The sequence below is a fragment of the Corynebacterium sp. A21 genome (assembly GCF_052266655.1).
Classification (GTDB): Bacteria; Actinomycetota; Actinomycetes; order Mycobacteriales; family Mycobacteriaceae; genus Corynebacterium.
The window spans coordinates 15,304-40,038 of sequence record NZ_JBQPQY010000011.1; the positions used below are offsets into that span (position 1 = coordinate 15,304).

At 64.2% G+C, this 24,735-nt stretch carries 17 protein-coding genes; 10 read left to right on the forward strand and 7 right to left on the reverse strand.

Annotated elements, in window-relative coordinates; all coding sequences use genetic code 11:
• Window positions 1-5: 5 nt before the first annotated feature.
• The 7 genes from ACTU46_RS13025 to ACTU46_RS13055 all read left to right on the forward strand — a co-directional run bounded on the left by ACTU46_RS13025 (window position 6) and on the right by ACTU46_RS13055 (window position 5,577).
• Window positions 6-638, forward strand: coding sequence for a hypothetical protein (locus ACTU46_RS13025; RefSeq protein WP_443382363.1), 633 nt, complete (start codon window positions 6-8; stop codon window positions 636-638).
• A complete protein-coding gene (locus ACTU46_RS13030; RefSeq protein WP_443382365.1) occupies window positions 635-1,552 on the forward strand; it encodes a PrsW family intramembrane metalloprotease in 918 nt (305 codons plus the stop codon). The genes ACTU46_RS13025 and ACTU46_RS13030 overlap by 4 nt, the downstream gene beginning before the upstream one ends.
• A gap of 546 nt (window positions 1,553-2,098) precedes the next feature.
• Window positions 2,099-2,524 (forward strand): hypothetical protein, encoded by a 426-nt coding sequence (locus tag ACTU46_RS13035; RefSeq protein ID WP_443382367.1) that lies wholly within the window; start codon window positions 2,099-2,101, stop codon window positions 2,522-2,524.
• A 39-nt stretch (window positions 2,525-2,563) separates the two neighbouring features.
• A complete protein-coding gene (locus ACTU46_RS13040) occupies window positions 2,564-2,911 on the forward strand; it encodes a hypothetical protein (RefSeq protein WP_443382369.1) in 348 nt (115 codons plus the stop codon).
• A gap of 252 nt (window positions 2,912-3,163) precedes the next feature.
• Entirely contained in the window at window positions 3,164-3,742 is a 579-nt protein-coding gene (locus ACTU46_RS13045) for a YdcF family protein (protein ID WP_443382370.1), read from the forward strand.
• A 281-nt stretch (window positions 3,743-4,023) separates the two neighbouring features.
• Entirely contained in the window at window positions 4,024-5,124 is a 1,101-nt protein-coding gene (locus ACTU46_RS13050) for a glycoside hydrolase family 25 protein (protein WP_443382372.1), read from the forward strand.
• Window positions 5,125-5,178: 54 nt separating this feature from the next.
• The gene (locus tag ACTU46_RS13055) at window positions 5,179-5,577 is read left to right on the forward strand and encodes a cupin domain-containing protein (protein WP_443382374.1); all 399 of its coding nucleotides are present in this window, start codon (window positions 5,179-5,181) and stop codon (window positions 5,575-5,577) included.
• Between the two features lie 12 nt (window positions 5,578-5,589).
• Here the strand turns inward: ACTU46_RS13055 and ACTU46_RS13060 are convergent, their stop codons facing one another.
• A complete protein-coding gene (locus tag ACTU46_RS13060; RefSeq protein ID WP_443382376.1) occupies window positions 5,590-7,011 on the reverse strand; it encodes an MFS transporter in 1,422 nt (473 codons plus the stop codon).
• A gap of 515 nt (window positions 7,012-7,526) precedes the next feature.
• Here ACTU46_RS13060 and gltB point away from each other — a divergent pair.
• Entirely contained in the window at window positions 7,527-12,095 is a 4,569-nt protein-coding gene (gene gltB, locus ACTU46_RS13065) for a glutamate synthase large subunit (RefSeq protein WP_443382377.1), read from the forward strand.
• A complete protein-coding gene (locus ACTU46_RS13070) occupies window positions 12,095-13,636 on the forward strand; it encodes a glutamate synthase subunit beta (protein ID WP_443382379.1) in 1,542 nt (513 codons plus the stop codon). The genes gltB and ACTU46_RS13070 overlap by 1 nt, the downstream gene beginning before the upstream one ends.
• Before the next feature lie 94 nt (window positions 13,637-13,730).
• Here the strand turns inward: ACTU46_RS13070 and ACTU46_RS13075 are convergent, their stop codons facing one another.
• The 3 genes from ACTU46_RS13075 to cmtR are packed head-to-tail and all read right to left on the reverse strand — an operon-like array spanning window position 13,731 to window position 17,098.
• A complete protein-coding gene (locus ACTU46_RS13075; protein WP_443382380.1) occupies window positions 13,731-14,777 on the reverse strand; it encodes a TDT family transporter in 1,047 nt (348 codons plus the stop codon).
• A gap of 27 nt (window positions 14,778-14,804) precedes the next feature.
• A complete protein-coding gene (locus ACTU46_RS13080) occupies window positions 14,805-16,721 on the reverse strand; it encodes a heavy metal translocating P-type ATPase (RefSeq protein WP_443382381.1) in 1,917 nt (638 codons plus the stop codon).
• A gap of 2 nt (window positions 16,722-16,723) precedes the next feature.
• The gene (gene cmtR / locus ACTU46_RS13085) at window positions 16,724-17,098 is read right to left on the reverse strand and encodes a Cd(II)/Pb(II)-sensing metalloregulatory transcriptional regulator CmtR (protein WP_443382383.1); all 375 of its coding nucleotides are present in this window, start codon (window positions 17,096-17,098) and stop codon (window positions 16,724-16,726) included.
• Window positions 17,099-17,266: 168 nt separating this feature from the next.
• On the opposite strand from cmtR, the gene ACTU46_RS13090 reads away from it, so the two are divergent.
• Window positions 17,267-18,076, forward strand: a complete 810-nt coding sequence (locus ACTU46_RS13090; protein WP_443382385.1) for a YmdB family metallophosphoesterase — start codon at window positions 17,267-17,269, stop codon at window positions 18,074-18,076.
• A gap of 49 nt (window positions 18,077-18,125) precedes the next feature.
• Here ACTU46_RS13090 and ACTU46_RS13095 read toward each other — a convergent pair whose 3' ends face one another.
• The 3 genes from ACTU46_RS13095 to ACTU46_RS13105 form a co-directional block, all read right to left on the reverse strand.
• On the reverse strand, window positions 18,126-20,468 hold the full coding sequence (locus tag ACTU46_RS13095; RefSeq protein WP_443382387.1) for a heavy metal translocating P-type ATPase: 2,343 nt from the start codon (window positions 20,466-20,468) through the stop codon (window positions 18,126-18,128).
• 422 nt (window positions 20,469-20,890) lie between these two features.
• Window positions 20,891-21,070: a hypothetical protein gene (locus tag ACTU46_RS13100; RefSeq protein WP_443382389.1), complete on the reverse strand. Its 180-nt coding sequence runs from the start codon at window positions 21,068-21,070 to the stop codon at window positions 20,891-20,893.
• A gap of 286 nt (window positions 21,071-21,356) precedes the next feature.
• Entirely contained in the window at window positions 21,357-24,728 is a 3,372-nt protein-coding gene (locus ACTU46_RS13105) for an arabinosyltransferase domain-containing protein (RefSeq protein ID WP_443382391.1), read from the reverse strand.
• Window positions 24,729-24,735 lie beyond the last annotated feature (7 nt).

Here is a 24,735-nt window from a genome sequence, read left to right on the forward strand (position 1 = left end):
CATGCATGCCGCAGTACCGTTTCAGTCCGACCCGAGCCGGGAAGCTCTGGTGCGCCATCCTTGGCGTTGCCGCCCTCCTGCTCGCCCTACCGAGTCTTCTTAATCTGGTGGTTCCTGACCGCCCCGATGGGACGGATGAGGTCCGGCTGGGTTCCCTCGGCTACGACTGGGAGATTCCACTGCGGGATCCGGCGGGGGAGATCATCTCCTGCCGGAAGTCCAGCGATGTGATCACCGGTTACCTCTGGGACTGTGAAGGCACCATGGTGCAGTCGTTGATCGTCGAGGGGCCGGAGGATGAGGAGCAGACCCTGCGGCGGATGATGCGCGCCCTGATCATTGAGTTTCCGCCAGCCAACGCCCCAGTGTTCCGGGAGGAAGAAGCCCGCATGGTCATCGACCCACGTTATGGCGCGGTCGGCATGTCGCTGGCCGGCACCGGGGACCGGGAAGGACAGTCCATGATCACCTTGGTCTACGGCGGGGCGGAGGTCCCGGAACTCGCGGATGCGGTGTGGTTCCACTACAGCCAGCAATCCCTGCCCACGCCGGTGCTCATGCTGCTGGACGGCATGTCCCCGGCGCCGATTGGCGCTGGTCTTGAGGTCCCGGAAGAACCGCAGATGGAGGACGTATGAGCCGGTTATTTCACCTCACCCTGATCGTGCTGACGGTCATCAGCATCCCGCTGCTGGGGTTCTACATCCTCACGAGCATCTTCATGTCCCCGGTGGGCGGCGGCCTCGGCCTGCTGCTCGGCGCGATCTACACCTTGCTGTGGATCATCGTGCTGCGGTCCTCGGCCGCCTGGCCCCGCGCCGGGTGGTGGTGGATCGTGGCCAGCCTGCTGTGGGGTGCGGGTGTCTCCTTCCTCATCGTCATGGCCACCGGCCTGCCGATTTTTAATCTCATGGAGAAGCTCGGTTGGACCTTCACCTTCGCCTCCTGGGGTGGCGCCTACCCGGAGGAGATCGCCAAGGCGGTGGGGGTGGCGGTGATCCTGCTCAGCTTCCGACGTCTCAACCGTCCCTGGCATGGCTTCATCATCGGTGGCATGGTCGGCCTGGGTTTCGAGGTCTTCGAGAACCTGCTCTACGGCTCCTTTGGAGCGGTGCTGGACGCGAACTCAGACCTCAATGGGGTCTTCTTCACCTGGTTCTATCGCGGTGTCATCGGGCCCGGCCTGCACGTGGTCTTCAGCGCCACCGCGGGTTGGGGCGTGGGCCTAGCGCTGTTCATGGCCGGCCGGTCAGCGTGGTGGCGCTGGGGGGTGGCGGTATTCTGGACCTTCCTCGCCTTCGCCTTCCACTTCGGGTGGAACCTCATGTGGGGGAGCAGTACCGCACAGGGGATCAGCATGATTGTGGTGGCGCTGCTGATGTACCCGGTGTTCATCTACCTCTACGTGCGCTGCCACCGCGCTGCCAAACATGATGACACCCAGGTGGTGCTGCCGGAGATGATTACCAGTCTGGCGGGGCTGGAAGCTTATCGACGCTCCCTGGGGCCCGGGTTCGATGTCACCCGCGCGCCGGGTGTCCGTGCGCGATGATTTCCCAGCTATTCCAGACTCTATTAAGTAATTAATGAGCCCTAATTAAGAAAATTATGGGAGGTGTGAATGGTGTGCTTGCCGTTATTACCGGGAAAAACTAAATAAATATGAATAGTGACCATATAATTAATGAATTTCATTGATTAATGCGGTTTGTTAACACTTCAATTTCCTTGTAAATCAAATTCACTTGAACTTCAATGGTCCCCTGACCTGGGATATTTCCCAATATTCCATGTTTGAATATAAGTATATCAAATTGTTATCATGCGTTAATGTGGAGACTTTGAAGGTATCATCCAAACGGGTGAATCTCGGCTTGACCACTGTTTTTGCAGCATTTGCATAAGCGTCAACTGGGCGTGAACTTATCGGGCATTCGGAGATGTTTATTCTCAATGTTCTGAATTCTCAGATCGATAGCACTATCGTGACTTTCGACATCCGCCCCCTAGTTGGGGGGCACCTGAAGTTCGGTGGAACATGCCGAATGTGCTTCGGGCGTCATGTGATCCGCAACTCACGACAGCTAAGGAAATATCTATGCGTAACATCTCCAAGGCGGCCCTCGCAGTCGCAACCACCGCCGCTCTCGCCCTGGGTTCCACCTCCATCGCCACCGCACAGGACGACCTTAATGTCGACGCAGGCCTCAACATCGAGGCCGACATCAACGCCGATGACACCACCGACGTCCCGGCTGAGGACATCGAAATCACCGAGGGTTCCTCCATTCCCGCCAACGGCTCCTCCCGCCTCTCCGACAACCTCAACGGTGAGAACGAGGCGGACGCACGCGCCCTCTTCGGCTCCTCCAAGGTCAACGAAGAGACCGGCGCAACCTTCGACGGTCAGCCGGCCTGGGCCAAGCTGCTCTACGGCCTGACCTTGACCGGCGTGGTCGGTTCCCTCCTCGGCCTGGTTTTCGGTCCGGCGTACAACTTCGTCGTTCACGGCCAGGGCGCTTAAGCTCTTCCGCTTAATTTTCTTTTTCAGAAAGGCAATCACATGAAGATCCGCAACGCAGCAATCGCAGCCACCGCTGCCCTGGCACTGACCTTCTCCGGCACCGCAATCGCTGGTGCCCAGGAGACCGAGCAGCCGGAGCAGGTTTCCCTCTCCTCCGCGATCGGCACCTCCCTGTCCTCCGGCAACTCCTCCGCCATCGGCGACGCTACCGATGCTGATGAGCGCACCAACGGCGAGGACATCCTCGGCGAGGAAACTAACGAGGACGCTCCGGAATGGGCCACCAAGTGGGCCAACCTGGCTAACCTGGCCGGCCTCGGCGTTATCGTCGGCGGAATCATCGGTGCCGCCAACTTCTGGCAGTACATCACCGCCACCGGCTTCTAGTTTCCCGGCACCTCAGTGCCAGCCGGTGTCACAGTTGTAGTGTGATCCGGTGTTGAGTGCATTTCAGTACCGTTGGGTCCGGACTTCTCCGTTGGGGAGGAGTCGGGCCCAATTTTTATTGCCGCAGGTTTTTATCGGGCTAAGTAGGCACCCGGCCGAGCCTGTACCCGACGGCCGAAGGTCTTAGGATGAGGCCTGGTTGCTGGATACTGGGAGCATTCCCGGATAGGAAGAACTGGAGGAGGTGTTGGGATGGGAAATCCTGGGCCTGGGGGGCGTTTCCGTAGTCTGAACCGCTTTTCCTGGTTGGTGGGTGTGGTGACGCTGTTAGTGGTGTCCTGCCTCGCGGTCACCGCCTGGTTCCTTTATCCGCCGACGGTGGCACCGCTCCGGTCCGATGCGGTGCTGGTGCTCGCCGGTGCCAGTGACGGCCGACATGAACTTGGCGCCCGGCTGGTGGAGGAGGGGGTGGCGGATACCCTGGTGATCTCCAATTGGAAGGGTCCGGAGGATGCGGTGGGCTGGTCCCATTGTGCGGGGGCGGACCGTCCGGCCCAGGATGAGACACTGTGCATGGAGCCTTCGCCGGTGACCACCGTCGGGGAGGCGCAGACCTTTGCTGAGCTGGCTGCGGAGCGCAACTGGGACAGTGTGGTGGTGGTGACCAACCGGCCGCACACCCGCCGGGTCCGCACGGTCTTCGAACAGTGTGCCACGGTGGATACCACCGTGGTCTTCCATGGTTGGGTGAGCAAGCCCCGGATTCCCTCACATGTCGCCCGGGAGCTCGGCGGCTATCTGAAATTCTGGGTCACCGGTCCGTGCGACTGACCCCGACTGCCACCCTCACAGTGTTCAGTCCCACATTCTGAGGATCCGGGTCCGGAATTCTTAACAGGCACTCCAGTCGCATCCTCGAAGGGCAGCCATCGGGTGTCCGGGTACTGGGCATTCTCCCTGTCCAGGCAACTCGGCCGGGTGTGATCGGTCTAGGGTCCGGTGGGTTGTTCTGGTTCAGCTTCGGCCAGTCCGCACTCAGCTTTGGAATCCCGCTATTTTTGTTACTGAAGTTTCAGATGTGGCGAAAGTGAATTGCTGCTAGGTTCACGCTCATGGCATTTGGAACTCGGAAACATCTCTCCTTCGCGCTCATCCACCCCTCCCTCGGGCATCCAGGAAGCCTTGCTACCGCAGTGGCAGTCCCCCTCACCGTCCTCGCGCTGGGCCTTGGCGTGGCCACCGCACCCTCGGCGGGTGCCCTCGGCTCTTCTTCGCCGAGAGGTGTGGATGTCTCGAGTTGGCAGCATCCCGATGCCGCCCCGATCAACTGGTCCCAGGTCTCCGATGAGGGGCATCATTTCGCGGTGGTCAAGGCCACTGAGGGGATCGGCTACGTCAATCCGCACCTGCTGGAGGACGCCCAGCAGGCGGCGGCGAATGGCCTGATCACGGGCACTTATCATCTGGCACGGCCGGGCGAGAGCGCCACCCTGCAGGCAGCGGAATACGCCGCTGCACTGGCCACGGTGCCGCAGGCCAGCATGCCACCGGTGCTCGACATCGAGTATCACGATGATCAGTCGCCGGCGCAGCTGCAGGCCTGGACTCGGGAGTTCCTGCAGCAGCTCGAGGCGTTGACCGGGCGCACCCCGATCATCTACACCAACCGTTTCTTCTGGGAGCAGCACCTGGGCAACTCTCCGGAGTTCAGCCGCCACCCGCTGTGGCTCGCCGCCTACCAGGACACCCCACCGACGGTGATCCCGGGCGGCTGGACCCATCTGTCTATCTGGCAGCATTCCGATTCCGGTCAGGTGGCCGGGGTGAATGCGCCGGTGGACATGAACCTCTTTAACGGCACCCATGAGCAGTTTGCCCAGTTCAAGGATGGTGTCCCGGTCGTTCCGGGGAATTTCCAGCTCCCTGATTTCACCCAGGGGGGTGAGGATCTGCTGACTCAGCCCAATGTAGAGCTGGTTGCGGTGGTGCTGGCGATCGCCGCGGGCCTGCTGGCGGCCGACGCACTCACGGAATCTGGTGGGCAGCTGGGCCTGGCTCCGGAGGATATCGCTCATCTGAGTGAGCTGGTCACTGCGCTGCGTGACGGCGGCCAGCTGCCATTGGATGACCTGGCGCGCATGGTGGAGCAGGGCGGCTATACCGTCGGTGACCTGATTCTGCTGCTGGAGAGCACCCAGCAGCCGGGGATCTAGGTACCGCGCTTATCGACGCCGCGACCGGGCCCGGACAGCGCTAAGGTCGGGCCCATGAGTGCACACTTCCCCCTCGGAAACCCCGCCAACCCCGACTGGTTCACCGGAGATGTCCACATGGCATCGATGGAGGAGCCCACGGAACTGCAGGCCGCCAATGTCACCTTCGCCGTCGGTGCCCGAACCAACTGGCACACCCATCAGGTCGGCCAGCTGATCATCATCGTCGAGGGCGAAGGTCTGTTTCAAGAGGAGGGACAGCCGGCCCGGTTGATCCAGACTGGTGAGACCGCCTGGGCGGGTCCCGGGGTCAACCACTGGCACGGTGCCACCGCTGAATCTGCGATGAGCCACGTGGTGGCTAACCTCAAAGATGAGCAGGGCGGCTTTGTGGACTGGGGCCGCCCGGTCACCGATGTGGAGTTCTCGGCAGCCGATGCGAGCGTTCGCTAGCTTCCCCGGTATTTAGTTCCTGGCCGCGGACTTCCGCCTGCTGCCGGCGATGCCAGCGGCCAGGCAAGTTAGCGCGGCGAGGACCATCAGGGCCGTCGTCACGCTCAGTGCGGTGTTGAAGGCCTCGGACATGGAGGCGCCGGAAGCCCTGCCGGTGGCGTAGATCGAGCCGATGATGGCGGGGCCGAGGGCACCGCCGATCTGCCGGACCACAGTATTGGTGGCCCCGGCCATACCTGCCTGCTTGAGTGGCACCGAGTTCACGGCGACGGTGGCCACCGAGGCGAACATGATGGAGATGGAGACACCGAAGATCATCAACCGCCAGACCGTGTTCAGGTAGGAGGTCTGCTCATCGGTGTGCGCGATCAGGAAGGTGCCCAGAGCCCCCAGGAAAAGACCGATGGTCAGCGAGAAATTGGCCGGCAGCTTCTGGAGCGCTATTCCCACCAGCGGGGAGACCACCAGGGCGGTACCCGGGATGAAGGCCACATAGGAGGCGATGCCCAGCGGGTCCAGCTGCTTGGCGGACCCCAGGAACAGGGCCAGCATGAAGCCCACACCGACCACGGAGAACAGTGCCATGGCGGCGGCGAAACAGGCGGCCACGAAGCCGGGGTTTCGGAACACCCGCAGATCCATCAGGGGAGCGTAGGTGTGGGATTCGCGGTAGATGAACAGGATGAGACCGACGACCGCGAGAAGATAGCCGATGATCGCGGGGGCTGAGAGCCAGCCCTGCGCGCCGCCCTGGATGACACCGAAGATCAGGCCGATGATGAAGATGATGGCGAAGATCTGCCCCGGCAGGTCCATGCCGGGCTTGGAGGTGGGGGACTCCGGGAGCATGGTCTGGGTGATGAGGGCGATGGCGGCGGCGATGAGGAAGGGCGGCAGGTAGATCCAGCCCCAATCTGCGACCTTGAGGATCAAGCCGGCGGCGATGGCGCCGAAGGCCAGGCCAGCGGTGGTGCCAGCACCCCAGAGCGCCATATAGGGGCCACGCTTACGCGGATCCGGGATCACCATGGCGATGGTGCCCAGGGTGGTGGGCAGCAACGCACCGCCGCCGAAGCCGGCGAGGGCCTGGCCGGCCCAGAGGAGGGGCATGGCGTTCTCGCCGGCGAGTGAGGATAGTCCCGCGATCGCGGTGCCGGCGGCCATCAGCCACAGGGCGAGGACCATGACCTTGCGGCGGCCGATGTTTTCGGCGATGACCCCGGCGGAGAGCACGGAGGCCGACATCGCCAGGATGTAGCTGGACTGCACCCACTGGAGTCCGGAGGTGCCGGCACCGGTATCGGCGGCGATGGTGGTCAGTGACACTGAGACCGCGTTGATGGGCAGCTGCGCCATCAGCACGGCGAGGACCGCAATGGTCACTGCCCGCCGGACGCTGGGCGGTTGATGGGTCGGGAGGGAAGAATCGCTCATAGAGTTTTAGGAACTACCTTCAGGCGCACATATCGGAAATTACCAAGACTCAGTAGATATTAGGCTGCCCTGAGTGGATCCGCGCTTTCCGTGAGGGTCAGATTTGCCTAACAATGACCTTTTCAGGGGTGATTTTGGAGAGTTTTGGCTTACGTTGAAATTGCGCTTGTGATAGGGGCGCACTCTCCGGAATTTGCCAGTTGGGGGATGGGGGACGGCTGGGCCGGGGATGTCCTGGAGTGGTGGGAATTATTACCTGTCGGAGGATAGGTCCCCCAGCTCCTGGGGGTAAATATCAGGAAATTGGGGGTGGCCCCCGGTCGCTCGACAGGTATATAATTGTGCTGTGCATCACATTATTTTGGCTGAGCTGCGGGTTTTAGGTGACCCTAAAGTTGCACGGGCTCTGGGGTGGGTGTTTTCTGGACTGGAAAATAATCTATAGATCGACAGGTAGATAGGGCTGCCGGGGTATGGACCTGGCAGCACAAGAGCAGAATCTCAAGGGAGGCGCCATGAACAAGCAGGGACTCTACGATCCAATCCACGAGAAGGACGCCTGTGGCGTCGCTTTTCTCGCAGACCTCTATGGCCGCCCCAGCCGCACCCTGGTTGACCAGGCCATCCAGGCCCTGGTCAATCTCGAGCACCGCGGTGCTGCCGGTGCGGAACCGACCACCGGTGACGGCGCCGGCATTCTGCTGCAGATTCCGGATGCCTTCTACCGCGAGGTCCTCGCCGAGCAGAATGTGGCGCTGCCGGAAGCGGGCCACTACGCCACCGGCATCGTCTTCCTGCCGCGCACCCGCATGGCCAAGATGGATGCTCAACGCGAGATCGAGGGCATCATCACCCAGGAAGGGGCCCGGGTTCTCGCGTGGCGCGAGGTGCCCTTCGATGCCTCCGAACTCGGCTCCATGGCCCGGGAGGCCATGCCCGGCCTGGCCCAGATCTTCCTGGCGGCCGGGGACAAGTCCGGCATCGACCTGGACCGCGTGATGTTTTTCATCCGCAACCGTTGCTCCCGCGAGCTCGGGGAATCCCAGGGGGAGCCCACCGTCTACTTCCCCTCGCTGTCGAGCCAGACCATCGTCTACAAGGGAATGTTCACCACCTCCCAGCTGGCCGGTTTCTACACTGACCTGCGGGATCCCCGTCTGGCCAGCGCGATTGCCCTGGTGCACTCCCGTTTTTCCACCAACACCTTCCCGAGCTGGCCACTGGCACACCCGTACCGGATGGTCGCCCACAACGGTGAGATCAACACCGTCCGCGGCAATGAGAACTGGATGCGCGCCCGGGAATCCATGATCGACTCCACGGAACTCGGTGCCCTGGACCGCGCCCTGCCGGTGTGCACCCCCGGCGGTTCGGATACCGCGCGCTTCGATGAGGCCCTGGAGCTGCTGCATCTGGGTGGCCGGAGCCTGCCGCACGCCATAGCCATGATGGTGCCCCAGGCCTGGGAGAATGACCAGACCCTGGACCCGGAGCTGCGCGATTTCTATGAGTACCATTCCTGCCTGATGGAGCCCTGGGACGGGCCGGCCGCCATCGCCTTCACCGACGGCCGTTATGTCGGTGCCGTGCTTGACCGCAACGGGCTGCGCCCGGGGCGGATCTGGATCACCGATGAGGGACTGGTGGTCATGGCTTCTGAGACGGGTGTGCTGGACATTGATCCGGCACATATCGTCCAGCGCACCCGGGTGCAGCCGGGCCGGATGTTCCTGGTGGACACCGGTGCGGGCCGGATCATTCCGGACCACGAGATCAAGCAGCTGCTGGCCACCGCAGAACCCTATGGTGAGTGGATCCGGGAGAACTTCGTCCACCTCGACGGCCTGCCGCAGACCCGTTATGAGTACATGCCGCACGACCGGGTGGTGCTGCGCCAGCGGGTCTTCGGTATCACCGAAGAGGATGTGGATCTGCTGATTCATCCGATGGCGCGAAGTGGTGCCGAGGCCATCGGTTCCATGGGTTCGGATACCCCGATCGCCGCGATCTCGCAGCGCCCGCGGATGCTCTTCGACTTCTTCTCCCAGCGCTTCGCCCAGGTCACCAACCCACCGATGGATTCCATCCGGGAAAAGCCGGTGACCTCCATGTACACCCTGCTCGGTGCCGAATCTGACCTGCTCAACCCCTCCGCGGAAACCGCCCGCCGGATCCGGCTGGACCGGCCGATCATCGACAACCATGAGCTGGCCACCCTGATCCACGCCAATGACCACGGTGAGTGGGACCGTTTCGGTGCCGCCGTGATCTCCGGGCTCTACCCGGTGGCCCACCACGGGGCCGGCCTGCGCGACGCCATCAACCGCGTGCGCCGCGAGGTCTCGGCGGCGGTGTCCGCCGGCAAGACCCTGATCGTGCTGTCGGACCGTGATTCCGATGAACGCCTGGCTCCGGTGCCGGCGTTGCTGCTGACCTCCGCGGTCCACCAGCAGCTGGTCGCCGAGCGGGCACGTACCCGCTGCTCCCTGATCGTCGAGTGTGGTGATGCCCGCGAGGTGCACCACCTGGCCATGCTCATCGGCTTCGGCGCGGATGCCATCAACCCCTACATGGCCTTCGAGACCATCGATGAGCTGCGCATCAAGGGCCAGCTCGGGGACCTCAGCCTGGAGCAGGCTGGGGCCAACTACCTCAAGGCCGCCACCACCGGGGTGCTCAAGATCATGTCCAAGATGGGCATCGCCGCCGTGGCCTCCTACCGTGGTGCCCAGCTCGCCGATGTCACCGGGCTGTCCCAGGAACTGCTGGACGAGTACTTCGGCGGCATCCCGGCTCCGATCGGTGGCATCGGCCTGGCCGAGGTGGCTGCGGATGTGGCCACCCGGCACCGCAGCGCCTTCCTGCCGCGCCCGGAGGAGCAGGCCCACCGCGAGCTGGATCTGGGCGGCGAATACAAGTGGCGCCGTGAGGGCGAGTTTCATCTCTTCAACCCGGAGACCATCTTCAAGCTGCAGCACGCCACCCGCACCGGCCGTTATGACATCTTCCGCGAGTACACCGCGGCCGTCGATACGCAGTCCGCGAAGCTGGGCACCCTGCGTGGCCTCTTCGAGTTCGCCCCGGAGCACCCCGCGGTGCCGCTCGAGGAGGTCGAGTCGGTGGCGAGCATCGTCAAGCGCTTTTCGACGGGCGCGATGAGCTACGGCTCCATCTCGGCCGAGGCCCATGAGGTCCTGGCCATCGCCATGAACCGGCTGGGTGGCAAATCCAACTCGGGTGAAGGCGGCGAGGATGCCGCCCGCTTCGAGAAGGAGCCCAACGGCGACTGGCGTCGTTCCTCGATCAAGCAGGTCGCCTCTGGGCGCTTCGGGGTGACCAGCCACTACCTCAACAACTGCACCGATATCCAGATCAAGATGGCCCAGGGCGCCAAGCCCGGTGAAGGCGGCCAGTTGCCGCCGGACAAGGTCTACCCGTGGATCGCCAAGGTGCGGATCACCACCCCGGGCGTCGGCCTGATCTCCCCGCCGCCGCATCATGACATCTACTCCATCGAGGATCTGGCGCAGCTGATCCATGACCTCAAGTGTGCGAACCCGGACGCCCGGATCCACGTCAAACTCGTCGCCGAGCAGGGCGTGGGCACCGTTGCCGCCGGGGTAGCCAAGGCCCATGCCGATGTCATCCTGATCTCCGGCCATGATGGCGGCACCGGCGCCTCCCCGCTGACCTCACTCAAGCACGCCGGTGGCCCCTGGGAACTCGGGCTGGCCGAAACCCAGCAGACCCTGCTGCTCAATGGGCTGCGCGACCGGGTCCGCCTGCAGTGCGACGGCCAGCTCAAGACCGGCCGCGATGTCATCATCGCCGCCCTGCTCGGTGCCGAGGAATTCGGTTTTGCCACCGCTCCGCTGGTGGTCGAGGGCTGCATCATGATGCGGGTGTGTCACCTGGACACCTGCCCGGTCGGAGTGGCCACCCAGAACCCGGACCTGCGTAAGCGCTTCACCGGCCAGGCCGAGCACGTGATCAACTTCTTTACCTTCATTGCCGAGGAGATCCGCGAATACCTGGCCCAGCTGGGTTTCCGCAGTCTGGATGAGGCCATCGGCCAGGCCCAGGTGCTGCGCCAGCGCGATACCGAGGGCTTGCATCTCGGCCGGACCGGCAAACTTGACCTCAGCCCGATCTTCCACCGGCCCACCACGGCTTTCCCGGAACAGGAGATCAAGCACGTCCGCGCCCAGGAGCACAGCCTGGACAAGTCCCTGGACAATAAGCTGATCGCCGATACCCGGGCAACGATCACCGCAGCCGCAGGTTTCGCCTCGACGAATGCCCGCACCGTGCGGGGAGCAGCACCGAACATCACGCTGGACTACCCGGTGAGCAATGTCAATCGTTCGGTGGGCACCATGCTCGGCTCCCGGATCACCCGCGCCACCGGAGCCACCGGGCTGCCGGAGGGCACCCTGAATCTCAATTTCACCGGTTCCGCGGGCAACTCCTTCGGTGCCTTCATCCCGGCCGGGCTGACCCTGAACCTGATCGGCGATGCCAATGACTACGTGGGCAAGGGACTCTCCGGCGGCCGAATCATCATCCGACCCGCGGAGTCTGCCCCCGGGCAGTTGGGGACTCATCCGGACATCATCGCCGGCAATGTCATCGGCTATGGCGCGACCTCGGGTGAGCTCTTCATCCGCGGTGAGGTGGGCGAGCGCTTCGGCGTCCGAAACTCCGGCGCCACCGCCGTGGTCGAGGGCATCGGTAACCACGGCTGTGAATACATGACCGGCGGCCGGGTCATTGTCTTGGGCGAGGTGGGCACCAACTTCGGGGCCGGTATGTCTGGCGGAATCGCCTACCTGCCCCGGCGCGAGGACCTGGTAGGTCGGGTCAACCCCGAGCTGGTCGATATCGAGGAGCTCTCCGATGGCGACCGCGAATGGGTGGACGAGGCCATCGCCCGTCACCGGGAACTCACCGGTTCGACCACCAGCTACCGTTCGCGGGACCTGGTCAAGATCATGCCGCGCGATTACCGCCGGGTGATGCTTGAGTTGGCCAGCGCCGAGAATACCGTGCAGCACAACCACTCGATCAAGGAGGCAGTGAACTAATGGCTGACCCACATGGATTCCTGAACCATTCCCGCCGCGAACCCGCCCATAAGCCGGTTCCGCTGCGCCTGCTGAGCTTCGGTGAGGTCTACGAGACCGCCCCCGAAGGACAGATCGAGCAGCAGTCCGCCCGCTGCATGGACTGCGGTGTGCCCTTCTGCCACCAGGGCTGCCCGCTGGGAAATATCATTCCCGAGTGGAATGACCTGGTGCGCCAGAACCGCTGGCGCGAGGCGCTGGACCGGCTGCACGCCACCAATAACTTCCCCGAGTTCACCGGCCGCCTGTGCCCCGCACCCTGCGAAGGCGCCTGCGTGCTCGGCATCAATGATGATGCCGTGGCCATCAAGAACATTGAGCTGGAGATCATCGAGCGCGGCTTTGCGCAGGGCTGGGTCAGCCCGATCCGCCCGAGCATCGACACCGGCCAAGCCGTCGCGGTCATCGGCTCCGGACCTGCCGGGTTGGCCGCCGCCCAGCAGCTCACCCGCGCCGGGCACCGGGTCACCGTCTTCGAACGCGATGACCGCATCGGCGGGCTGATGCGCTACGGCGTGCCGGAGTACAAGATGGAGAATCACTGGATCGACCGCCGCCTGGCACAGATGAGCGATGAGGGCACTGTCTTCCGCACCGGCATCGCGCCCACCGCCGCCGATCTGAGCGGTTTCTCTGCTGTCGTACTCGCCACTGGTACACCTGTACCACGCCCACTTGAGGTCCCGGGCCGGGAACTGGCCGGCATCTACCCGGCCATGGAGTACCTCAGCGAACAGAACCGGGTCAACGAGGGTGATTATGAAACTCCGCCTATTAGCGCCCGCGGCAAGAAGGTCGTCATCATCGGCGGCGGCGACACCGGCACCGACTGCTTCGGTACCGCGCTACGGCAGGGTGCGGCCAGCGTCACCCAGGTGGACATCCGCCCCGAAGCCCCGGCCACCCGCGCAGCGAAGACCCCCTGGCCGATGTTCCCGCTGATCAAGCGTGTGGCCACCGCCCATGAGGAGGGCGACTACCGGATCACCGGTGATGAGTCAGCGGAAGAGATTGCGGCGCTGGGGCTGGCCACCCGGGTGCCGGGGGAGACCCTGGGAAATCGACTCTATAACGCGGGTTCCGTGGCCTTCCGGGGCGAATCGGGACAGGTGAGCGGCCTGCAGTGCGTGGACATCGAGGTCATCGAGGGCAAGCGGGTGCCGGTGCCCGGCACCGATTTCCACGTTGATGCTGACCTGGTGCTCATCGCCCTGGGTTTCTCGGGTGCCGAGCAGAACGGACTCTTCGCTGAGCTCGGGCTGGTCGCGGATAAGCGTGGCCGCATCGAACGCGACAGTGAGTACCGGGCTACCAGCCAGCCGCGTTTCCCGGGTTTCGAGGCTCCGGTCTACGTCGCCGGTGACAATGGCCGTGGTCAGTCGCTGATCGTCTGGGCGATCGCGGAGGGCCGGGCCGCCGCAGCCGCCGTGGATAAAGATCTCATGGGCGAGACCGCCCTGCCGATCGCCGTGGCCCCGACGGATGCGCCGATGGCGGTGTAGTTGAACGGAGGGTAGGTCTCGAGGATCGCCGGGTTGGGCTGCCTGACCGAGAGGCAATTGGCTTGATGCTCGAGACCTACCCTTCATTCCGCTGTTAGCTCAGGGCCCGACCTCCCACGGCGCGCAGGAAACCGGTTCCGGCCCAGCACACGTGTACCAGAAGAAGGATCAGCAGCCCGGCGCTGAGAGTGTTGAGCCAGGGGGTTTCAGCTGCGAGGGAAAGGGCGTGGGCGCCCAGGCAGCAGGTGCCCAACGGGAAGGTACTGGACCACCAGGTGGGGCTGTAGTCGATCCCGGTGAAGGCGGCACGGTAGTGCTCCCGGAGAGCCAGCAGTGCCAGCGGGACACCGATGCCGAGCATGATGGAGCCGTAGATGATGCCCGCGGTTTGCCAGCCGGTTGCCGCACCGAGCAGCTGTGCCGCCGCTGTCGATTGGCCGATCACCCCCAGCGGAATCCAGGTGGTGGGGGCGGCCATCTGGTGCATCCGTGGCTTCTGGGAGCGCAGCGCCTGCGGGCTGAAGTAGTACAGGTAGACGCGGGCGAAAAATGGAAGCGCGAGGGCCAGACTCAGACAGAAGCACAGCAGCGAGATCCAGAGGGTGGCGCTGAGCAACAGAGGTGCGGCACCACGGAGTTCCAGCCAGGGGTGGAGCTGCATCCCCACTGTTGAAGTGACCATGGGGGCCACCAGGGGCAGCCCCCAGGAGAAAGTGGGGGCACCAGCCTCTCCCTTGACCAGCGCCCGGAGATAGATCAGGCAGGTACTCAGTCCCAAGAGCCCAGCGATCACCCAGGTGAGCAGGTGGAACCACCAGGCTGATTCACCTAAAGCGGTCCCGCCGAAGATCGTCGAGGACGCCGAGCCGAGGGCGAGCAGGCCCATGGACAGCATCGCCCACGCCGGCATGACCTCCGGCGTGAATCCCGGGGAGCGCCGGTGCACCCAGCCCAGGGTGATCACCACGGCGGTCATCCCCGCCACCACCAGGACCACCTCAGCGGCCAGGTGCCAGCCGTGCACCTGCAGCAGGGAAGCGGTGATGGAGATCCCCATGAGCGAGCCACCCCAGGCGGGGCCTGCAGGCGGGAGGACGGAAGCATTGCGGCGTGGGTCCGGTGAGGGATGAGATGAAGACACGGCTACCAGCATAAACCCGGCAGCGTGTCAGGATTCCCTGGGCCGATTCCGTCTGGAGGCCTGCCCCGCCCGCAGTCCGTTGAGGATGACCAGCACCTCGGCCACCTCATGAACCAACACGACCGCAGCCAGCCCCAGCACTCCGGTGATCGCCAGCGGCAGCAACACGATGATGATCACCAGGGAGAGCCCGATGTTCTGGTTGATGATCCGGCGGCCCCGCCGGGCATGCCGCAGTGCCCGCGGTATCACCCGCAGATCCTCCCCGGTGAAGGCGATATCCGCGGATTCCACCGCGGCGTCGGCACCCCTGGCTCCTAGGGCGATGCCGATATCCGCCGAAGCCAGCGCTGGGGCGTCGTTGATACCGTCACCGATCATCGCCACCGGGGCGCCGCTGGCCTGTAGCTCGGCCACCGCCGTGGCCTTTTCCGCCGGGCGCAGCTCCGCACGAACGTCCAGGATGCCGGCCTGCGCCGCCAAGGCCCCGGCGGTACGGGCATTATCACCGGTGAGCATGGTGATCCCGGTTCCCGCAGCCTGGAGTCCCGCGATCACCTCGGCGGCCTCCGGGCGCAGTTCATCGCGCACGGCGATCGCACCCACCACACCACCATCACGATGCACGACCACCACGGTCATGCCCTCGGCCTCCAAGGCCCCGACCTCTGCGGACAGCGCGCCGGGGGAGAGCCAGCGGGGGCTGCCCACGGCGACCATCGCGCCGTCGATAAGCCCGCGCAGGCCCCGACCCGCCTCCTCGCGGACCTCGCGGACAGTGGGCAGTTCCGAGGTTTCCGCGGTGATCGCCGCCGCAAGCGGGTGGGTGCTGTGCGCCTCAAGTGCGCCCGCCCAGCCGAGCAACTGCTGCTTATCGACGCCCGCCGCAGCGAGCACCGTGGTGACCCGAGGTTCATTGCGGGTCAGGGTACCGGTTTTGTCGAGCGCCAGGTGACGGATCCCGCCGAGACGTTCGAAGGCGGCACCGGACTTGAAAATCACCCCGAAACGGCTGGCCGCCCCGATCGCGGAGATGACGGTGACCGGCACCGAGATCGCCAGAGCACAGGGGGACGCGGCAACCAACACCACCAGGGCGCGCTCGATCCAAACCGCCGGATCCCCCAAGAACGAACCGATAATGGCAACCAGCATGGCGAGAAGTAGTACACCCGGCACTAAGGGGCGGGCGATCCGGTCCGCGATCCGGGCGCGCTGCCCCTTCTCCGCCTGCGCCTGTTCCACCAGCCTGACCACCGTGGTCAGGGAGTTATCGCTCCCGGCAGCGGTGGCCTCTACCTGGAGAGAACCGGAGATGTTGATCGACCCTGCCGCAACTTCAGCACCGGGACCCACCTCGACCGGGATGGATTCGCCGGTGATCGCGGAGACATCCAGACTGCTGTGCCCGGAACGAACGATACCGTCCGTGGCGAGCCGCTCCCCGGCGGCCAAGCGCAGCAGATCACCGGGTTTCAGCGTCGCTGCCGGGGCGGTGCGGGTGGTGCCACCCGGACCGATAAGCGTGGCCGTTGCCGGGATCAGCCGCAACAGGGAACGCAGTCCGGACCGGGCCTTGTCCATCGCCCGGTCCTCCAACGCTTCCGCAATGGAATAGAGGAAAGCCAGGGCAGCGGCCTCCGCCACGAACCCGAGCAGAACCGCGCCGATAGCGCTGATCGTCATCAGCAGACCGATGCCGAGGCGGCCGGAGCTCAGCAGGCTGCGCAGCGCGCCGGGAACAAACTGGGAGGCACCCAGCAGGAGGGAGGCCCAGAATAGCAACGGCACCGTGACCCCGGCCCAGGAGAGCAGCATCCCGATCGCCAGCAGTGCTCCGGAGGCTGCAGGGATGAGAATCGCCCGCTCACGCCACCACGGAGTGGCCTCCTCCTGGGGTGTTGCTTGGGTGGTGGCTGCCACCGGTGCACAACAGGCATCCATGTCTAGTGTTCTCCGGCTTCGGGGGCGGGGGAGTTTCCGCAGCAGCCGGGGACCGGGCACTGGGGATCCAGACAGGGCTGGTTCTCATCGATAGCCAGGGTGGTCTCCACCAGGGCATTCAGGGCACGGGACAGGTGGGGATCGGCGATCTCATAGCGGGTACGCCGGCCCTCCGGTTCGGCGGTCACGATGCCGCAACCTCGCAGGCAGGCGAGGTGGTTGGAGACATTGGTTCGGGTTAGTTCCAGGTCCCGGGCGAGCTGGGCGGGATAGCCGGGAGCCTCCAATAAGGAGAGGAGGATTCGGGAGCGGGTGGGGTCGGCCATGGCCCGGCCGAGCCGGTTCATGATGTCCAGCCGGGAATTAATGGTCAGCATAAGCTGACTGTACAGCGGGTGCTGACCTATTCGCCAGCGCTGGCCAGCCCATTTGACCTCCTGTGCGGTTGCTGGATCATAGTTCCGGATTTATGGTTAGTTTCGGAAAAAGATTCCACATAGAGCAGGTGGACGTGGACCTGCATTATTTCAGGGAAAGGGGATCCAATGAAGGTCCTTGCAGTAGGAGATGTGGTGGGCGAGGAGGCAGCCTACTGGCTCGCGGAGCGGCTGCCGGCGCTACGCGCCGAACTCGGCGTTGACTGGGTCATGGTGAACGCGGAAAACTGTGCCGTCACCGGCCCCTCACCGATGAATGGCTTTGGCATGACCTCGGCGATCGTCGAGGTGCTGGTCGCTGGCGGGGTCGATGTCATCACCGGCGGCAATCATTCCTGGGACGGACCCGAGGTGGCGGAGGTCCTGGCGCACCCGCAGGTGGTGCGGCCGGTGAATCTGGATACCGAACTCGGTCAGGGCGTGTGCACCCTCACCGGCCGCGATGGCCGAAAGATCTCGGTGATCAACCTACTCAGCCCAACGGCTGCGCTTCCGGACATGAATGCCCCGAAGCCACAGCCGCTGTGGCAGGCCTGGCAGCAGGTCAACGCTGAGCATGAGCTTGCCGAGGTGGTCCTACTCGACGTCCATGGGGAATCACCCTGGGAGAAGGCTTCGATGGCGGCCGCCCTGGATGGGAGCATCACCGCTCTGGTGGGCACCCACACCCACGACGCCACCCTGCGCGGGCATGTCCTGCCCCAGGGAACCGGCCTGGTGACCGAACTGGGCATGACCGGTCGGCTGGGCTTTACCGGCGGCGGATTTGATCCGCTCCACTTCGCGGCCGCCTTCCGGGGAGAACCGCTTGATGATCTCCCGCCCTACACCCTGGCTAAGGGGGAGATGGTCCTCGGTGCTGTGCTGCTGGAGATTGATCCGGCGGGCCGGACCACCGGTATCCGGCGGGTGCACTGAGGCCACCGGCCCCGGCCGGAAAATGGGGCGTGGGGTTGGGTTGTCGGGGTCAGGCGTTGGCCAGCTGCCCGGCGCTGATCCGGGCAGTGGCCGGCGAGGTGGCTGGAGCGTTATGACTGGACTTGAAGCCGCGTAGCCGCAGCGAGTTGCTGACCACGAACACCGAGGAGAACGCCATGGCGACACCGGCGAGCATGGGGTTGAGCAGGCCGAGCGCGGCAACCGGAATCAGTGCCACGTTATAGGCGAAGGCCCAGAACAGGTTGCCCTTGATGGTGCCCAGGGTTTTTCGGGAGAGCCGGATGGCATCGACTGTGGAGCGGAGATCATTGTTCATCAGGGTGATATCCGAGGCCTCGATGGCGACATCGGTACCGGCTCCCATGGCCAGGCCGAGTTCTGCCTGGGCCAGGGCGGCGGCATCGTTGACACCGTCACCGACCATGGCGACATTCTTGCCCTGGCGCTGCAGTTTCTCGATCTGCGCGACCTTCTCTGCAGGTAGCACATTGGCAATGACATGGGCGGGGTCGATACCGACCACTGCGGCCACTGCCTTGGCCGCGCCATCATTGTCGCCGGTCAGTAGCATCGGGGTCAGTCCCAGCTTCTTCAGGCCGGCGACCGCCTCGGCGGAGGTCTCCTTGACCGTGTCACGGACAGTGATGATGCCGGCATTGCGGCCGTTGATCTGGACGATCACCGGGGTACCACCCAGGGACTGTGCCTCGGTGAAGGCAGCCTGGAGGGTGGCATCAAGCGGACCAGCGGGACGGCCGACCGTGACATTGCGGCCGGCGACGACACCGGTGACACCACGCCCGGCCTCATTGTTGAAATCGCTGACCTCGGCCAGCGGCATGGTGCGTTCGCCCTCGCGAGCGATGGCCTGAGCGATGGGGTGCTCGGAGGCGGATTCAACTGCGGCAGCCACGGCCAGGACCTCTTCGCGGTCGAAGTCTGCGGCCGGGGTGACCTCGGTGACGGACATGATGCCGGAGGTGACGGTGCCGGTCTTGTCCATGACGATGGTGTCGACCTTCTTGGTGGACTCCAGAATTTCCGGGCCCTTGATCAATAGACCCAGCTGGGCGCCGCGACCGGTGCCGACCAGCAGTGCGGTCGGGGTGGCCAGGCCCAGGGCGCAGGGGCAGGCGATGATTAGTACTGCGACTGCGGCGGTGAATGCCGGGGCCAGGCCCGCATCAGTGAAAAAGACATGAGCCAACAGGGTCAGGATGGAGATGACGATGACCGCAGGGACGAAAATCTGGGAAATCTGGTCTACCAGGCGCTGCACTGGGGCCTTCTTGGCCTGGGCATCGGTGACCAGCCTGGCCATCTGAGACAGGGTGGTGTCTGCGCCGATGCGGGTGACCTTGACCATCAGCCGTCCGGAGGTGTTTAGGGTGGCGCCGGTGACCTTGGAACCGGGGGCGGCCTCGACCGGAATGGATTCACCGGTCAGCATGGACTGGTCCACCGCGGAGGAACCCTCGGTGACCACGCCATCAGTGGCGATCTTCTCGCCGGGGCGGACCACGAAGATATCGCCGACCTTGAGCTGACTGACCGGGATACGGATCTCAGCACCGTCCCGGATGACGGCGGCATCCTTGGCACCCATGTCCAGCAGCTTGCGCAAGGCCTCGGAGGATTGGCCCTTGGCCTTGGTCTCGAACCAGCGTCCCAGTAGCAGGAAGGAGATGACCACGGCGACGGTCTCGAGGTAGATCTCATCCATCGTGGAGGCGCTCGGCAGCAGGTGCATCTCCATCTTCATACCGGGCATCCCGGCATTGCCGATGAACAACGCCCACAGTGACCAGAGGTAGGCGGCAGTTGTACCCAGGGTGACCAGGGTGTCCATGGTGAAAGCGCCATGGCGCAGGTTGACCATGGTTGCCTTGTGGAAGGGGGCACCGCCCCAGAAGAAGACCGGGGTCACCAGGGTGAGTACCGCCCACTGCCAGTTGGTGAATTGCAGCGCGGGGATCATGCTCAGTGCCACGATCGGCAGGGACAGCAGTGCCGAGATGATCAGCCGCTGCTTGAGGTCCTCGGCCTCCGCATCGCGGGCGGCGTCGATCTGGCCCTGCCCGCTGGTCGGGGTACTGCTGTTGTCGGTGGCAGCATCTTGGGTCTCCGACTCGGAACTCATGGTGAAGGCACCGTAGCCGGTGTTCTCGATGGTCGCGATGAGCTTTTCGGTGTCGACCTTGTTCGGGTCGAAGGTCACGGATGCTGATTCGGTGGCGTAGTTGACGGTCGCCTCGACGCCCTCGACCTTGTTGAGCTTGCGCTCAACACGGGAGGAGCAGGAGGTGCACGTCATTCCGGTAACGCCCAAGTCGACCTGAATCAGGTCGAGGGGTGGTTGGGTCTGCGTCATTATTTATCAGTCCTGGTTCAAGAGCATGAAGGTTAATGGATCAGGGCGCAGGAAAGGATGTCCGCGCTAATGTCCTCCAATGTATACCCCATGGGGGTATGTGGCAAGGGGTTGGGTGCGCAGGGTGGATCTGGAGAGGGGAAATCCGACTTTGCCTGGGAGGGGGTCGGGCGAGCCTGAGGATTGAGGTGCTCGATCTGGCGGCCGACCAGCGGGAATCTTCCCGAAAAGGATGCGCAGTCAGCGGTTGGATACTGGATTAGCCGTGGTTTCGGCGTTCGGCTAGCCAAGGATAAGTCCTATCCTTGATTAAAGTGCCCATCCGATCAAGGATAATCCTTAAGGTTGGCGCAGGATCGAAAAGTGGCAAGGATAAGCGCTGCGGCTGAGTCAACCTTGGATTCCGGTGGGTGGGTCGGGGACTAGCCCGACGAAACTTTCAAAAGAGGCCAGCCAGGTTGAGCGGAAGATTCGGCGACGCCGCAGATCAAGCCCAGCGAATGACCATGGATCTGGCGGAGCTCCATCAGGAATGGCGGCAGCGGGTCGAGGAACATTGCAGGAATCCAGGGAAGATCGCGAGCGCTGCGAGCAGATTCCATTGAGTCGAAAATTATGGAGATTCTCCCTGATCATCCACTGCTGACTGCTTCAGCGGCCGCCGAAATATTCGCTACGACGACAACCTCAACAGTTAAGGCTCTTGAGAATCTTGTGGCCGGTGGAGTGCTCCGGGAGAACTAGGAAGCTGACTGGCCCCTGCCACGGCGGTACCGGCCACCTTGCGGTACCCGTGGGGCGTCGATAAGCATCCCGGCGGTGGCAAACCCCAAGGAGGGGAACCCACCTCGGGTTCCCCTCCTTGTTCTCAAGCCAGCCTGCGGGCTGCTACTCGTCGATCATCATCTCGCCCGGGTCCCAGAAACCGGAGCGGGTGAACTCCGCGTAGTCGATCTGGGCATTCTCCGGGATCGCACCCTGCGAGTTCGCGCGGCGCAGGTAGACCTCGATGGAACCCCAATCGCGGTGCCAGTCATTGAGCATGTAGCTGGGCAGCTCATAGGAGGAGTTGACGGCCTCTGCGGTGCCCATCACGCCACCACCGGCATAATCCTGGAAGGGGGTCAGCGTGACCTTGCCGGCGTGGTCCGGGGAGATCCGGTACTCCGGGATCTCGGCCACGCCCGCGTAGTGGTCGAAGGTGCGCTGGCAGGGGAACTGCAAGGCTACAGACCAGTCCAACAGGCCCGGCTTGTCAGCGCCGACGACCTCGTTCAACGGTGCCAGATCCGGCACCCGCGGTGGGGTGAAAGCCAGCCACTGCTCGGGATCGAGACTCGGGTCGGCGGCGACGATACGCACCACATTGGCCTCCGCCGGGAGGTTTTCCAGTGGCAGGCGCAGGTTACGCCAGGAGGGGGTCGGACCGATGTCGAGCAGCTCGGACTCGCCCTCGTTGCTGATGTTTCCGGCGGCATCCATGGTGGCGTACTCCAGCATGAGTTCCTGGCCGTCCTGCTTCACACCATTGATGTCGTGGTGCTCGATGCGGCCGGCAGCCGAGACCACGATCAGCGGTGCGGACTCTGAGGCCTCGGGGAGTTGATACCAGGCGCTGGTCAGCTCCGCCGGCTGCTGGGCACCCTGCTTCCAAGAGCCCATGACAGGCACCTGGGTGTGCTCCAGACCGAAGGGCAGGCGGGCGGTGGACCCGTTAACACCCTGGGTGCCGCGGACACCGCCAGTGGTACCGGTCTCCTGGCCGGTGGCCTCATCGCTGCCGCCATCCGAATCCACTGAATCGGAGATCGCACTGGTGGAGGCAGCGGACACCCCTTCGGAGTTGATGGTCGGCGGGATACCGTTGGCATCGAAGCCACGGCTGTCCTCGCTCTCCATGGAATCACCGAAGTCAGAGCCGTCAGCGACCTGCAGGAAAGCATCATTGGAGTTCGTCTCCAACATGGCGTCGGAGGCCAGACCACACTTATCGCCGCCCAATGCCCGCAGGTTGCCCAGACCGACCGAATAAGCCGGGTACTGGTCCACGAAGCCCTTGGTCAGTGAAGCCAAGGAGAAGACGGTGATCAGGGCGGTGGCCACCGCCACGGGGGCGGCGGCGACTCCGACCCAACGTTTGCGCTTCTCCTGTTCCTCGAGGGCCAGGGCCGCAGACTCACCACGGGCTTCGGCGCGGTCGGTCTTCACATCAGAGACGAAGGACTGGATGACACCGATCAGCAGGACCGCCAGCGCCAGGAAGAGCACCACGGTGGAGGCTTCGATGCCCTTGATCTGGACGGTCTTGTCCCACCAGGGGATATTGAAGCTGGAGATGTACCACCAGCCGTTGATGCCCGCCAGTGAGATCGCCGAGACGAAGAGGACGGCACCGATCAGGAAGGTCCGGGCCTTGCTGGAACGCAAGGCCATGTAGCTCAGGGCCACCGCAGCCAGGGCAGCTAGGGCTCCGGCGATACCGGCGTAGACACCGAAGTGGTGGGTCCACTTGGTCGGGGTGAACGCCATGAAGAACATGGTGCCGAAGACGATCAGGATCAGGCGCATGGAGGGGCCCGTGGCCGAGCCCGGAACCCGGCCCTTGCGCAGTACCATCGCTATGACGACGCCGAGGCAGAGGAACATCATCAGCACGGCAAAGCGGCGGGTCAGGGAGCCGTCCACGGTCGGCTGCATCAGGGTCTCGTAGCGGACCCATTCCTCGTACCAGTTCATGGCGGGGCCCTTGTCGGAGCGAACCCGGATGGACTCCATGACGGTGGCCCAGGTCTGGTCGCCGAAGACCGCGATGAGGATGGCTGTACCGGCAGGCAGGAAGGGGGCGATCTGGGCGAAGGCCGCCGTGAAGGACTTCCTCTTCGAGGCGCCACGGGGTGCACCCATCAGGGGCAGTCGGCGGTTGACGATGCGGATCAGGCTGGACAGCGAGGCCAGCAGGGCCGCCACCGCCATCAGGCCGGTCGGGCCGGCACCCAGCGAAAGGGTGGCGATGATCGTGCCCACCGCGGCCGGGAAGAGTCGGCCGGTGGCGATGGCGCGCTCGAAGGACGCCCAGGTCAGCAGCGCGCCCATGGCGATGATCGGCTCTGGGCGGGTGCCGTTGTTGAAGGGCAGCCAGAACGCCAGGAACATGAAGGCGGCGGACCAGTAGGCCACCTTCCGGCCGCCGATGCCCGCACCCAGGCGGGGGATGAGCTCCCGAGAGAGCACCAGCCAGATGACCAGGCCCGAGACCAAGGCGGGCAGGCGCATCCATACCGAGGCAGTGGAGACCTGGGTCATCAGCGCCAGCAAGTCATAATAGGGGGAACCGAAGGGGGACTCCGGCACCCCGAACCAACGGTAGTAGTTGGCCATGTAGCCGGCGTTATCGGATACCCGGGCCATGGTCAGCAGGAAGCCGTCATCGGAGGTGTTGGCACCGATCAGGTGCCAGTAGACCAGGATGGCGCCCACCAAGCCGTCCAGTGCCTTCGGTTTCCACCACTTCTTGGGTAGGAAACGGCGGCTGGAACGGCCGTCCAGCTTATCCATGCGGTGGAGCGTCCACAGTGAGATCAGCAACAGGATCACGCCGCCGAACATCGCGATGTACTTGATCACCGAGGGGGTTGAGGTGAACCGGGAATTGATCTCGACATCGACGTTGAGGCCGGCCTCGGCCAGCGCAGCATGGTTATCTGCGGTGTTTTCGATCTCGGTGTAGACACCGGTGACCTGGGGGCGGGCGTCCTCGTCGATGACACCGGCGAGAGGATCGCCGTCTGCGTCCCGGGCACCGGGGATCTCTGCGGTGGTTTCAGTACCGGTGGCGGAGATCTCCAGAACCGCATCGGACGGCAGGTCCGTGAACTCCTCGTCGGCGACCTCGAGCACCACCTGGTCCCGGACGGTGACCACCACACTGTCTTCATAGCCGCGGACGAAGAGTCCCCGGCTGGTGGCGTCAGTGCTGTCCTGGGGCAGCGTGCCCAGGAGCATATTCTGCCCCTCATTCAGGGCATCAATGGCGGACACCGGGACGCTGGCGTGGAATTCCTCGGGTGCGTAGGACACCAGGGGAGCGTTGACGCTCCCGAGGTTGTCATTCTGCGGCCAGTTCAGCGAGGACTGAGTTTGGTTGACCGGCAGAAAGGGGAGCGCGATGAAGGAGAGGAACCCGAGCACACCGGTGACGATGGCGAGAACCTTCAACCACTGCGGCGCTACATTCAGCTTCGGTTCGGCGGTTTCAGACACAGTGGAA